The organism is Actinokineospora bangkokensis (assembly GCF_001940455.1).
GTDB classification, from domain to species: domain Bacteria; phylum Actinomycetota; class Actinomycetes; order Mycobacteriales; family Pseudonocardiaceae; genus Actinokineospora; species Actinokineospora bangkokensis.
Window position 1 is genome coordinate 529,165 of record NZ_MKQR01000007.1, and the last position, 12,184, is coordinate 541,348.

Annotated in this window: 12 protein-coding genes; 5 read left to right on the forward strand and 7 right to left on the reverse strand. The window is 73.9% G+C overall.

Annotated features, from left to right (window positions below):
* Positions 1-45: 45 nt before the first annotated feature.
* From BJP25_RS06800 to BJP25_RS06820, 5 genes are all read right to left on the reverse strand, one after another.
* Entirely contained in the window at positions 46-660 is a 615-nt protein-coding gene (locus tag BJP25_RS06800; protein ID WP_075973884.1) for a TetR/AcrR family transcriptional regulator, read from the reverse strand.
* Positions 657-2,636, reverse strand: coding sequence for a YhgE/Pip family protein (locus BJP25_RS06805; protein WP_075973885.1), 1,980 nt, complete (start codon positions 2,634-2,636; stop codon positions 657-659). Before BJP25_RS06805 ends, BJP25_RS06800 begins: the two co-directional genes overlap by 4 nt.
* Positions 2,633-3,277 carry a P-loop NTPase family protein gene (locus BJP25_RS06810; RefSeq protein ID WP_075973886.1) on the reverse strand — a complete coding sequence of 215 codons (645 nt, stop codon included), beginning with the start codon at positions 3,275-3,277 and terminating at the stop codon, positions 2,633-2,635. The genes BJP25_RS06805 and BJP25_RS06810 overlap by 4 nt, the downstream gene beginning before the upstream one ends.
* A 100-nt stretch (positions 3,278-3,377) precedes the next feature.
* Positions 3,378-4,295: a GNAT family N-acetyltransferase gene (locus tag BJP25_RS06815; RefSeq protein WP_084793730.1), complete on the reverse strand. Its 918-nt coding sequence runs from the start codon at positions 4,293-4,295 to the stop codon at positions 3,378-3,380.
* The gene (locus BJP25_RS06820; protein ID WP_075973887.1) at positions 4,292-5,122 is read right to left on the reverse strand and encodes a class I SAM-dependent methyltransferase; all 831 of its coding nucleotides are present in this window, start codon (positions 5,120-5,122) and stop codon (positions 4,292-4,294) included. The genes BJP25_RS06815 and BJP25_RS06820 overlap by 4 nt, the downstream gene beginning before the upstream one ends.
* Positions 5,123-5,417: 295 nt before the next feature.
* On the opposite strand from BJP25_RS06820, the gene rpsA reads away from it, so the two are divergent.
* From rpsA to BJP25_RS06840, 4 genes are all read left to right on the forward strand, one after another.
* Entirely contained in the window at positions 5,418-6,908 is a 1,491-nt protein-coding gene (rpsA, locus tag BJP25_RS06825) for a 30S ribosomal protein S1 (RefSeq protein ID WP_075973888.1), read from the forward strand.
* 90 nt (positions 6,909-6,998) lie between these two features.
* A complete protein-coding gene (locus BJP25_RS06830) occupies positions 6,999-7,580 on the forward strand; it encodes a hypothetical protein (protein WP_075973889.1) in 582 nt (193 codons plus the stop codon).
* A 19-nt stretch (positions 7,581-7,599) separates the two neighbouring features.
* The gene (gene coaE, locus BJP25_RS06835) at positions 7,600-8,781 is read left to right on the forward strand and encodes a dephospho-CoA kinase (protein ID WP_075973890.1); all 1,182 of its coding nucleotides are present in this window, start codon (positions 7,600-7,602) and stop codon (positions 8,779-8,781) included.
* A gap of 25 nt (positions 8,782-8,806) precedes the next feature.
* Positions 8,807-9,601, forward strand: coding sequence for a siderophore-interacting protein (locus BJP25_RS06840; protein ID WP_075973891.1), 795 nt, complete (start codon positions 8,807-8,809; stop codon positions 9,599-9,601).
* A 19-nt stretch (positions 9,602-9,620) separates the two neighbouring features.
* On the opposite strand, the gene BJP25_RS06845 is transcribed toward BJP25_RS06840, so the two are convergent.
* Both BJP25_RS06845 and BJP25_RS06850 read right to left on the reverse strand, forming a co-directional pair.
* A complete protein-coding gene (locus BJP25_RS06845; RefSeq protein WP_233157934.1) occupies positions 9,621-10,133 on the reverse strand; it encodes a DUF402 domain-containing protein in 513 nt (170 codons plus the stop codon).
* Positions 10,134-10,289: 156 nt separating this feature from the next.
* Positions 10,290-10,853 (reverse strand): DUF402 domain-containing protein, encoded by a 564-nt coding sequence (locus BJP25_RS06850; RefSeq protein WP_143218911.1) that lies wholly within the window; start codon positions 10,851-10,853, stop codon positions 10,290-10,292.
* Between the two features lie 127 nt (positions 10,854-10,980).
* On the opposite strand from BJP25_RS06850, the gene BJP25_RS06855 reads away from it, so the two are divergent.
* Complete coding sequence (locus BJP25_RS06855) at positions 10,981-12,174, forward strand: DUF5685 family protein (protein ID WP_075973893.1); 1,194 nt, start codon at positions 10,981-10,983, stop codon at positions 12,172-12,174.
* Positions 12,175-12,184: the final 10 nt, after the last annotated feature.

Sequence of the window (12,184 nt, forward strand, 5' to 3'; positions counted from 1 at the left end):
GCGAACGAGCGCAGGTCGAGGGCGTCCAAGGCCCCCCGCACCCGGTCAGTGCGGGTCGTCGCCGGGGTGGACTTCGCCGCGCAGGCCGCGGACCAGCGTGAGGACCGAGTCGCGGACCTCCTCGCGGGTCTGGTCGGGGTCGAAGACCTGCCAGTCGAGGGCGACGACGAGCACGGTGCCGAACAGGGAGGCCGCGGCGGTCCGCACCCGCACGCCCGCAGGCAGCTCGCCCGCGTCGGACAGCCGCTGCAACTGGGTGCGGATGATGCTGGTGACCTGCTCGCGCAGCAGGGTCAGGGTCTGGTGCCACTGGCCCGGGGTGCGCCACAGCTCGCTCACCAGCAGCTGCGCGAACGTCGGGTACTCGGCGAAGAAGGCCAGCATCCCGTCGACGAGGTCGCTGACCGTGGCCCAGGGGCCCACGGCGTCCTCGGCGGTGGCCAGGCGGGCGGCGAGCAGGTCGACCCCGTAGCGCAGCAGGGCGTCGATGAGGCCGTCCTTGCTGCCGAAGTTGTAGTAGACGGTGCCCTTGGCCACGCCCGCCTCGGCGGCGATCTCGTCGACGGTGAGGCCGACCATGCCGCGGCTGCCCGCCAGCCGCAGCGTGGCGTCGAACAGCTTCTGCTTGGTGGCGCCGGTGCGCGTCGGTCTCGGGCTCACAGCACGAGTTCCGGGCGCAGGCGCGCGGCCGTCCAGACCCGCTGGCGGCGGGCGGCGATGGTCGAGACCACCAGTCCTCCGATCAGGTACAGCCCGAGGACGCCCACGTCGACGGCGACTCCGGACAGGGACCCACCGTAGAGCAGATGCCGCAGTCCGTCGATGACGTAACCCATGGGCAGCGCTTTGTGTAGCGGCAGCAACGAATCCGGCAGCGTCTGCCACGGAAATGTGCCCCCCGCGCTGATCAGCTGGAGGATGAGCAGGACGAGCGCGGCGAACTTGCCCACCGGGCCGAGGAACGCGTTGAGCGCGTGCACGACGGAGGTGAACGCCAGCGTGGTGACCACCAGGAAACCCAGTGCGCCCCACGGGTTCGCGGGGTGGATGCCGATGACCGTCGTGACCACCGCGTACATCACCACGACCTGCGCCACGCCCAGCAGCGCCGGGGCGAGCCAGCCCGCGAGCGCGGTGCGCACGGGGGAGTGCCCGGCGGCCAGGGCGCGCGCGGACAGCGGGCGCACCAACAGGAACAGCACGAACGCGCCGATCCAGGTGGCCAGGCCGAGGAAGAACGGCGCCAGGCCCGCGCCGTAGCTGCCCGCGCTGTTCTCCCCGACCGCGCGGATGGCCACCGGGTCGCCGATCGTGCGGGCGGTCGCGTCGCGGGTCCCGGTGTCGGGGTTGGGGATCTGGCCCAGGCCCGCGGCGAGTCCGTCGTGGAGCTTGGTCGCGCCGTCTGACAACTGGCGAGCACCGGAGGCCAGCTGGCTGCTCCCGTCGACCGCGGTTTGCTCACCATCGCGCAGTTTCACGGCCCCGTCGCGCAGCTGGGTGGTGCCGCTGGCGAGTTCCGCGCTGCCACTGGCGGCTTGCGAGATGCCGTCGGTGAGCGCGGGCGTGGCGGAGGCGAGGGACTCCGCGCCCGTGGCCACCTGCTCGGCGCCGTCGGCCAGCGTGCGCAGCTGCCCGGTGGCCGTCTGGATGCGGCCGTTGGCGTCGTCGATCGGGGCGCGCAGCCCGCGCAGGGTCGTCACCACCTGCTGCACCTGCGCCTCGGGCACACCTGCGGCGCGCAGCCGGGCGGCGATGTCGCCCTCGGCGCCGTCGAGCCGGTCCACCAGGCCCTGCGCCAGGCCCGCGACCTGCTCGCCGGTCGCGGCGACCTGCTCGTTGCCGTCGGCCACCTGCCGGGCGCCGGAGGCGAGCCGCTGGGTCTGCGCGGGCAGCTCGGCGGTCTTGGACCGCAGCGTGCCCAAGCCCTCGGACAGGGTGCCCGCGCCGGTCGCGGCCCGGGTGGAGCCGTCGACGAGCTGCTGGGCGCCGTCGAGCAGCTGCCGCTGCCCGGAGGCCAGCGCGTCCGCGCCGGTGACCGCCTGCCCGGCGCCGTCGGCGAGCTGCCCGGCGCCGGTGGCGGCCTCCTGGGTGCGCTGGAAGATGGTGCCGAACCCGACGAGGAACTTCTCCGCCGCCTCGGTGCCGACCTCGCTGGCCACCGACTTGCGCACCTCGCTGACGACCCGGTCCGCGATCGTGCCCACCAGGTAGTTGTTGGCGTCGTTGGTGGTCACGGTGATCATGCCCTGGCGCGGGGCGAACGCGGAGCTGGAGGCCAGTGCCGCGGAGAAGTCCTCGGGCAGCGCCAGGGAGAAGGTGTAGCGGCCGTCGCGCACCCCGGCCTCGGCCTCGTCGGCCGCGACCTCGTGCCAGTCGAAGGCGCCGGAGGAGCGGAGCTTGTCCGCGACCTTGCGGCCCGCGTCCAAGCGGGTGCCGTCGGCCTCGGTGGTGCCGGTGTCGGCCACCACCAGGGCCGCCGGGATGCGGTCGAGCCTGCCGTACGGGTCGGCGTTGGCGTACAGGTACAGCGAGCCGTAGAGCAGCGGCACCAGCACCAGGGCGAGCACGGCCAGCTTGGGCAGCGTGCCGGAGGTGATGCGGCGCAGTTCGGCGCGGACGAGTCGGAAGGTGCTCACGGGGTCACCACCAGGGTGTCGGTGCAGGTCAGGGGAGCGGGCTGGTCAACGGACCGGAGCCGCGCGGGGGTCACGGGCAGGGCGCGGGCGGTCGCGGTGCCGCAGAGCACGACGACGGCAAGCCCGGAACCGGCGTGCCGCACGGCGGTGTCCCACCAGTCGCGGTGGTCGTCGGTGTGCCGGTCGGGGGTGTCGAGGACAAGCAGTTCGACGCCGGGGCGCCGGGCGGCCAGGTCGGCCAGCAGCGCGGTGCGGGCAGCCGGGGCGACGTCCTCGAACCGCGTCCGCGCCGCCAGGCCGTGCGCGTCGAGGACCTGGCGGACGTCGGCCCTGCGGGAGCGCAGGCCCGCCAGCGCGAGTTCCTCGGCCACGACGTCGGCGGTGGGCAGGGCGCCCTCCGGCTCGCTCACACCGGGGGAGTCCACGGGCGCGGACCGGGCGCGCAGGTCGGCGCCCGCGGGCCGGACCTCGCCGGAGGACGGGGTGATGCGGCCGGTGACGGCCAGCGCGAACGGCGTGTGCCCGGCTCGCGGGTCCCCGGCCACCACCGCCAGCTCGCCCGGCCCGACCTCCAGCGAGGTCGCCCGCAGCAGTGGCCCGTGGGCCCCGGTGACCGCGACCCGGTCCGCTCGCACGCGCATCACGCAACCCCCTACTTGAACTGACTGGTCAGTTCAAATAGTGCGCCGAGCGGGGACGCCCGTCAACTCGACGGCGGGGTGATCCACCGGACAGTGGCGCTCAGCGCAGCGCGGACGCGGGGCGCAGCTCCCACAGCGTCCAGAGCGGGCGGTACCCGCGGCGCGCCCAGAAAACAGGGGAGAGCGGGTTGGGCGGGTTGAAGTAGAGGAAGGAGCCCACGGCCCCGTTGAGCAGCTCGTCGTGCGCGGTGTCCACCAGCGCCCCGCCCACCCCGGACCCGCGGGACCCGGGCAGCACCGACAGGCAGTTGACGTAGCCCCAGCGGCCGTGCGGCACCCGCGTCTCCGCCCACGAGGCGGGCGCCGACACCGTCTGCCAGCCCTCCAGGTGCCCCACCGGTTCGCCGCCGCGCTCCGCGATCCACACCGGGTCGCCCTGGGCCAGGTGCACGCTCAGCGACGCCCACTTGATCCGCGGCGCCGCGGGCCGCACCACCGCGCTGCCCACCTGCGCCGAGTACTCCAGCTCCGCCATCGCGGAGCGAGTCAGGAACTCCAGGTCCTCGAAACCCGCCCGGCGCACCGACACCGGGTGCCGCCGCGACGGCCCGCGCGCGGCGGGCACCCGCACCGCCAGCACCGACAGCGGCGCGAACCCGTGCGCGAGCAGCGCCGCCGACGCCGCCACGTCCCGGCTGGGCCAGGTCACCAGGCAGGACGAGTCCTGCTCCACCGCCACCCGCGCCATCGCCCCGGCCCACCGGCGCAGCAGCACGTCCATCGCGGAGCCGGGCGCCCCGCCGAGCAGCGGGTGCAGCTCCCACACCTCCGAGGCCGCCCACAGCGTCGGCGCCGCGCCCCGCGGGTGCTCGGTTCGGGTCACCACCCCGGCCACCCGGTCACCCCCGGGCAGCGCCACCACCAGGCCCTCGCCCTCGGGCGGGGCCACCGCCGCGGGCAGCAGCGGGTCCAGCTCGGCGAACCGGGCGGACTGCGCGGCCAGCAGCGGCGCGCTCACCGCGCGCAGCGGAAGATCGCGGTGCCGGGGAAGCGCTCGCCGCGCAGCGGGCTCCACTGGCCCCACTCCTGGGTGTGGCCCTCCGGCCACTCCGGCTCCACCAGGTCGAACAGGGTGAACCCGGTGGCGGTCAGCGCGCGGACGTAGTCGCCCAGGGTGCGGTGGTGCTCGACGTAGCTGGGCACCCCGTCGGCGTCGACCTCCACGTAGGGCGTGCGGTCGAAGTAGGAGCCGGTGACCACCAGCCCCTCCGGGCCCGGGTCGTCGCGGAACATCCAGCGCATCGGGTGGGTCACCGCGAACGTCCACGTGCCGCCCGGTCGCAGCACCCTGGCGACCTCGGCGAACATGCCCACCAGGTCGGCCACGAACGGGGTGGCGCCGAAGGCCGAGCAGGCCAGGTCGAACGACGCCGAGCGGAACGGCAGCCGCTCGGCGTTGCCGCGCACCAGCGGCACGTGCGTGCCGGTGGCCTCGTTGGCCGCGCGCGCGTAGCGCAGCATCCCGCTCGACAGGTCGATGCCGACCGGCCGCGCGCCCCGGTCGGCCAGCCAGCGCGCGCACGGCGCCGACCCGCAGCCGATCTCCAGCACGTCGCGGCCCGCCACGTCGCCGAGCAGCCCGGCGTCGGCCTCGCGCAGCGCCTCCGGGCACCACATGAAGTCGCTGACGCCGAGGAACTCGCCGTGCTCGCGGTGGTAGTCGTCGGCGTCGGCGTCCCACCACGCGATGTTGGCCGCCTCCGAGGCGGCCGAGTCCGCGTCCCGGCGGGCCACCCGCGCGCCACCGCCCGCGTGCCCGCGCTCCGCGTCTCCGGGGTCCGTCACCGGGCCATGGTCTCAGCAGGCCGTTGACCACGGCCGTTCGAGGTACCCGGGTTTGCCCGGTGCGAAGGCGACCGAGTAGCATAGCGAAGTGCAGCGGTGTCGCGCTGTCCAGCTCGCTTCCCAGGCCTGCGCAGGCCGGGAATCAAACCTGGGGTGGCGTGTGTTGTCCGGAGTATGTCCTGCTCGTGGGGTGTAAGTCGGCGGCAGTGATCCGCTGCGCGACACCCGTGAACCACCGAGCGACGACAGACCTGACAACCGACGCATTCCGATCCGCACCGGAGCCACCTACCCAATGTCCACCGACACCACCATTGTCCCGACTGCGAACAAGCCGCAGGTCGCCATCAACGACATCGGGACGGAGGAGGAGTTCCTCGCCGCGATCGACGCGACGATCAAGTACTTCAACGACGGCGACATCGTTGAGGGCACGATCGTCAAGGTCGACCGGGACGAGGTCCTGCTCGACATCGGCTACAAGACCGAGGGCGTCATCCCCTCGCGCGAGTTGTCGATCAAGCACGATGTCGACCCCGCCGACGTGGTCAGTGTCGGTGACGAGGTCGAGGCCCTCGTTCTCCAGAAGGAGGACAAGGAGGGCCGCCTGATCCTGTCCAAGAAGCGCGCCCAGTACGAGCGCGCGTGGGGCACGATCGAGGCGCTCAAGGAGTCGGACGAGCCGGTGCGCGGCACGGTCATCGAGGTCGTCAAGGGTGGTCTCATCCTCGACATCGGCCTCCGGGGCTTCCTGCCCGCCTCGCTGGTCGAGATGCGCCGCGTGCGCGACCTGCAGCCCTACGTCGGCCGCGAGCTCGAGGCGAAGATCATCGAGCTGGACAAGAACCGCAACAACGTGGTCCTGTCCCGCCGCGCGTGGCTGGAGCAGACCCAGTCCGAGGTCCGCAGCGAGTTCCTCAACCAGCTGCAGAAGGGCCAGGTCCGCAAGGGCGTCGTGTCCTCGATCGTCAACTTCGGCGCCTTCGTGGACCTCGGCGGCGTCGACGGCCTGGTGCACGTCTCCGAGCTGTCCTGGAAGCACATCGACCACCCCTCCGAGGTCGTCGAGGTCGGCCAGGAGGTCACCGTCGAGGTCCTCGACGTCGACATGGAGCGCGAGCGCGTGTCGCTCTCGCTCAAGGCGACCCAGGAAGACCCGTGGCGCCAGTTCGCCCGCACCCACGCGATCGGCCAGATCGTGCCGGGCAAGGTCACCAAGCTCGTCCCGTTCGGTGCGTTCGTCCGCGTGGACGAGGGCATCGAGGGCCTGGTCCACATCTCCGAGCTGGCCGAGCGCCACGTGGAGATCCCGGAGCAGGTCGTGCAGGTCGGCAACGACGTCATGGTCAAGGTCATCGACATCGACCTGGAGCGCCGCCGCATCTCGCTGTCGCTGAAGCAGGCGAACGAGGGCTTCACCACGGAGACCGAGTTCGACCCGACCCAGTACGGCATGGCCGCCGAGTACGACACCGAGGGGAACTACATCTACCCCGAGGGCTTCGACCCGGACACCCAGGAGTGGCAGGAAGGCTTCGAGAAGCAGCGCGAGGAGTGGGAGCGCCAGTACGCCGACGCGCACTCCCGCTACGAGCAGCACATGAAGCAGATCGCCAAGGCCGCGGAGGCGGACGCCGCCGCCGAGGCCGAGGGTGCCGGTGCCGCCGCCGGTGGCGACCAGTCCTACTCCTCCGCGGGGTCGGACAAGCAGGCCCAGTCCGGTGGCACGCTGGCCTCCGACGAGCAGCTCGCGGCTCTGCGCGAGAAGCTCTCCGGTGGTGCGTGAGCTAGCCAGCTAGGCCGAACAGCACTCCCCGGGAGCCCCCGGACCCTCGTGGTCCGGGGGCTCCCGGCTGTTGCGGGGTTAGGGTGGGGCATGCGCTGGGTCGTGGGCGTCCTGCTCCTCGTGGCGGGCTGCGCGAGTGCCGCGCCTGCCGATCGGAAGCCCAGCGCCCCCGCGATCCCCGTCTTCGGGACCAGCACGTCCGCGGCGCCGCGCGGGCCGGTCGCCTTCCCCGGGTCGTGCGCCGACGTGCTGACCAGCGAGGACCTCGACGAGCTCGTCGAGCACGTCCTGCCCCCCGGCACGGCGTCGGTGAAGGGGCAGCCGGTGCCGGGGATCAAGCGCACGGCGCGCCTCGACTGCTACTACGCCCTCGCCCAGGGGGCGGCGCCCTCCGCGGCGGGCCTCACCGTCACCGTTGCCCAGTACACCGACCCCGACGCCGCGCGGGCCAGGGTGGACGCCACCGTCGACGACGCCACCAGCGCCACCGCGAGCGAGGTGGCGGTGGGCCCGGACCGGGGCACGCTGCTCGACGCGACCACCACCCGGACGCTGCTGGTCGCGCACGGCGAGCTCACCGTGGTGGCCACCGCGCTGCCCTCGGTGGTCACGGCGGGGGAGGCGCCGCGGGTGCTCGCGGCGATCGTCGACCGGGTGCTCACCGCCCGCTGACGGCTGCGAGGATGGGCGCATGCTGCGCGTAGGCCTCACCGGCGGGATCGGCTCGGGCAAGTCGACGGTCGCCACCCGGCTCGCCGAGCACGGCGCGCACGTCGTGGACGCCGACAGGATCGCCCGCGAGGTGGTCGAGCCCGGCAGCGACGGGCTGCGCGCGCTGGTCGAGGCGTTCGGCGACGGCATCCTCACCGCGGACGGCGCGCTGGACCGGCCCGCGCTCGCGGCGATCGCGTTCACCGACGACGCCTCCCGCCGCACGCTGAACTCGATCACGCACCCGCGCATCGCCGCCCGCACCGGCGAGCTGATCGCGACCGCGGCCCCCGAGGCGGTGGTGGTGCACGACGTGCCGCTGCTGGTGGAGAACGGGATGGGCGCCCTCTACCACCTGGTGATCGTGGTCGACGCCCCGGTCGAGGAGCGCGTGCGCAGGCTCGTCGGCACCCGCGGCCTGCCCGAGCAGGACGCCCGCAACCGCATCGCCGCCCAGGCCACCGAGCAGCAGCGCCGCGCCGCGGCCGACGTGTGGCTGGACAACTCCGGCAGCCCGGACGTCGTGCAGCGCGCGGTCGACGAGCTGTGGGCCGACCGGCTGGTGCGCTTCGAGAGCAACGTGCGGCTCGGCCGCCACGACGACCGGGGCGCGCCGGTGGTGGTCGACTACGACCCGACCTGGCCCGCGCGCGCCGCCCGGGTGGTGTCCCGGTTGCGGGTGGCCGCGGGCGACAAGGCGCTGGCGGTCGACCACATCGGCTCGACGTCGGTGCCCGGGTTGGCCGCCAAGGACGTCATCGACGTGCAGGTCACCGTGGCCGACCTCGCCGCGGCCGACGCGCTGGCCGAGCCGCTGGCGGCCGCGGGCTTCCCCCGGCTGCCCGGGTTCGACGGCGACACCGACCACGACGGCGGCGAGCCGCTGCCCAAGCGCACGCACGTCTCGGCCGACCCGGGGTCGTGGGTCAACGTGCACCTCCGCCCGGCGGGCGCGCCCAACCAGCGCTACGCGCTGCTGGTCCCGGCGTGGTTGCGCGACAACCCGGACGCGGCGGGGGAGTACGCGGCGCACAAGCGCGAGCTGGCCGGGCGGGCGGACTCCATCCCCGCCTACGGGGAGCTGAAGGAGGGGTGGTTCCGCGCCGCGCGCGACCGCGCCGAGGAGTGGGCCGCGCGGACCGGCTGGACACCTACCGCGTGAGCTTAGGCTACCCTAATATGACGGCATGGCGCGATCGAACACCCAGGCCAGCCGGGTCAAGCCCGAGCACGCCGCACCGCTGACCCTTGAGGTCCTGCGCAGCACCCGGCTCTCCCCGGGCTTCGTCCGGGTGACGCTGGGCGGGGGCGACGTCGCCCGCTTCACCCCGATGGGCTTCGACCAGTGGTTCCGGCTGTTCATCCCGGTCTCCGACGACTCGCTGGCGCACGTGCCGGAGAAGCTGAGCCTGGGCAGCTACCTCCGGTTCGTCACCACCGCCAAGGGCAGCCGCCCGGTGCTGCGCAACTACACCGTGCGCGCCTTCCGCCCGGCGGCCGGGGAGCTCGACGTCGACTTCGTCGTCCACGGCGATGGCCCGGCGGGCACCTGGGCCGCGACCTGCGCCCCCGGCGACCAGGTGGCGATCATCGACGAGGGCATCACCTTCACCCCGCCCGCGGGCACCACCCGCTTCGCCCTCGTGGCCGACGAGTCCGGCCTGCCCGCCGTCGCCGGGGTCCTGGCCTCACTGGACCCGGCGGCGACCGGTGTCGCGCTGGTCGAGGTGCCGCACGAGGAGGACAAGCAGGAGGTGCAGGCGCCCCCCGGCGTCGCGGTCACCTGGGTCGTGCGCGAGGACCCGCACGCGGTCGCGGGCCGGGCGGTGCTCGCGGCGGCCACGGCCCTGGAGCTGCCGCGGCCGTTCTTCGGCTTCGTCGTGGGCGAGGCGGGGCTCGCGACGGGGCTGCGGCGGCACTGGGTGAAGTCGGGCGTGCCGAAGGAGGACGTGCTGTTCTGCGGCTACTGGAAGGCCGGGTAGCGCGCGCCGCCCCCGTCGATCAGTACGGGGGCCACACCTCGAAGATGTGCTTGTGGGCGAGCCACGACGACAGGTCGTGGCGGACCCGGCTGAGCTCCTCAAGGGTCTTGTGGACGGTGCACATCGCCAGGTCGGCGTCGCCCACGCGCAGCACGCGGCCCGCGACGGCGGCGGCGAACTCCTCCGAGCGCACGATCCGGGCGGTGGTGCCGCCGGGGGCGGCCAGGCCCAGGAGCAGGTCGGTGGTGCGCCAGTGGCGGCCCTCGCGCAGGACGCGCACGGCGGTCAGCTCGCTGGGGCCGCCCTTGGCGTGCCGCGAGCGCGGCTTCTGCTGGGTCAGCCGCAGGTTGAGCTCCGGCAGCAGCCAGGTGATCTCGGTGTCGGAGAACGGGTCGTCCGGGGTGGTGTACTCCATGCGCAGCCCCCAGCGCTCCACCTGGCAGACGCGCAGCGCGTGGGAACCCCCGGACGAGAAGCTGCGCACCCCGGTGGCCGTGTCGACGATGTCGACGAGCTGGGGAGAGATGGCCATGCCCACCGGCTGAGCGTAACCGCGCGACAGCGGCACGCGACTGCCGGAATCGTTTCGTGACGTCACGAATGCCGTACGCGCCTGTATCTTTCGTGTGTCATTGGCCGCGATAATGCCGCAATCTGTTGACTTCATCGGCTATTTCACGCTAATGAGTCAATCGCTCCACGGGGGTTCGGCACTCAGCGTGACCAGCCACGCATCCACATCATAACCTGAATGGGCTATACCGTCGACGGCGGCGAATGTGCGTTCCATCGCTCGTTGAACGGTGGACGAATCGAGCAGCCCGGCGCGGTGCGCGGCCACCAGTTCATCGGCGTCCTCCACCCTGGCGTCGCGCCCGCGCCGCACCAGCACGTCGAGGTAGAGGTCCACCGTGCGCCACACCGGGCCGTCGGTGGAGATGTCCACGACGTCGAGGTAGTAGTCGTGGCCGAGGTCGACGCCGCGGCGCGGGGTCCACCGCGACACCCGCAGGCCGTGCTCGGGCAGCAGCAGCGACCGGAAGTAGGCGATGCGCCGGTGGCCGTCGACCGCGCGGGCCATGTACAGCCCCGCCGGGGTCTCCCGGTACTCGTCGACCCGGCGCACGAACCCCTTGGGGTCGGTGTTGGTCATCGACGGCGGGTCGAACACCTCGACCTTGGGGGCGTGCACCTCGTGCTCGACGTCGTCCCGGCGGGCCATCGGCACCGGGACCGGGTGGTTGGCGGCCATACCGCCATCGTGCCCAGTCCCGGGAGGCGAGGCCCATGCGAATTGGCGGATTCCCCACCGCCGAACGGGTGATGGCGGATAAGCTCCGGCGCCGTTCGGTAGCGATCCCGCCCGCTGGAGGACCTCGTTGTTCGGAATCCTGCGCCCCTGCAGGCACCGGCTCTCGCCGACCCTGCGCACCTCCTGGATGGCGCACCTGTGCGGGCTCTGCCTGGCGCTGCGCGACGAGAACGGGCAGCTGGCCAGGACCGCGACCAACTACGACGGCCTGGTCATCTCCGCGCTGGTCGAGGCCCAGTCGCCCGCGGTCGGCGGGCGCAGGCTCGCCGGGCCGTGCCCGCTGCGCGGCATGCGCGCGGCCACCGTCGCCCGCGGTGACGGGGCGAAGCTGGCCGCCGCGGTGTCGCTGGTGCTGGCCTCGGCCAAGGTGCGCGACCACGTCGACGACCGCGACGGCGCCTTCGGCCGCCGCCCGGTCGCCGGGGTCGCCCGCCGGGTCGCCGCGCGCTGGGCGGTGCAGGGCGAGCGCACCGGCGAGCGGGTCGGCTTCGCCACCGCGGTGCTGCTCGACGCCGTCGGCAGGCAGGGCGAGGTGGAGTCCGCGCTGGTCACCGGCTCGTCGGTGCTGCTGGCCACCGAACCGGCCGAGACCGCCACGGCCGCCGCGTTCGCCCACACCGCGCTCATCACCGGCCGCCGCGGCAACGAGGCGCCGCTGCGCGAGGCGGGCAGGCTCTTCGGCCGGGTCGCCCACCTGCTCGACGCCGTGGAGGACCAGGACGCCGACCGGGCGGCGGGCGCGTGGAACCCGCTGACGGCCACCGGCACCACCCGCGCCGAGGCCCGGCGGCTGTGCGACGACGCCGTGCTGGGGGTGCGGCTCGCGCTCAAGGAGGCCGAGTTCGACGACGACGGCCTGGTGCACGCCCTGCTGGCGCACGAGCTGGGCGCGGCCGTGCGGCGCACCTTCGGCCACGTCGAGGCCACCGGCCCGCGGGGCCCCCAGGGGCCCCCGCCCGGGTGGCAGGCCCCGCAGGCGCCGCCGCCGGGGTGGCAGCCGCCGCGCCCCGAGGGGCCCGGCGGGCCCCGGCGGCCCAAGGACGAGGGGCCGGGCTGGGGCAAGCAGCGCGGGTGGGCGGGCGGCTGCGCCGCGGCCACCTTCCTGTGCTGCACCTGCCAGTACTGCTGCGCCGACCCGTACCACGACCCGTGGACCGGGGAGCCCAAGCAGGGCTGGTGCCACAACTGCGACTGCAGCGGGTGCGACTGCGACTGCAACTGCGACTGCTGCTGCGACGGGTGCTGCTGCGACTGCGGCTGACCCGCTCGCG

Coding starts and splice junctions, on each gene's coding strand:
- BJP25_RS06810 (WP_075973886.1), bottom strand. CDS start 3,277: ATGCGCGTGCGAGCGGACCGGGTCGCGGTCACCGGGGCCCACGGGCCA.
- rpsA (WP_075973888.1), top strand. CDS start 5,418: ATGTCCACCGACACCACCATTGTCCCGACTGCGAACAAGCCGCAGGTC.
- BJP25_RS06830 (WP_075973889.1), top strand. CDS start 6,999: ATGCGCTGGGTCGTGGGCGTCCTGCTCCTCGTGGCGGGCTGCGCGAGT.
- coaE (WP_075973890.1), top strand. CDS start 7,600: ATGCTGCGCGTAGGCCTCACCGGCGGGATCGGCTCGGGCAAGTCGACG.
- BJP25_RS06840 (WP_075973891.1), top strand. CDS start 8,807: ATGGCGCGATCGAACACCCAGGCCAGCCGGGTCAAGCCCGAGCACGCC.
- BJP25_RS06845 (WP_233157934.1), bottom strand. CDS start 10,133: ATGGCCATCTCTCCCCAGCTCGTCGACATCGTCGACACGGCCACCGGG.
- BJP25_RS06850 (WP_143218911.1), bottom strand. CDS start 10,853: ATGGCCGCCAACCACCCGGTCCCGGTGCCGATGGCCCGCCGGGACGAC.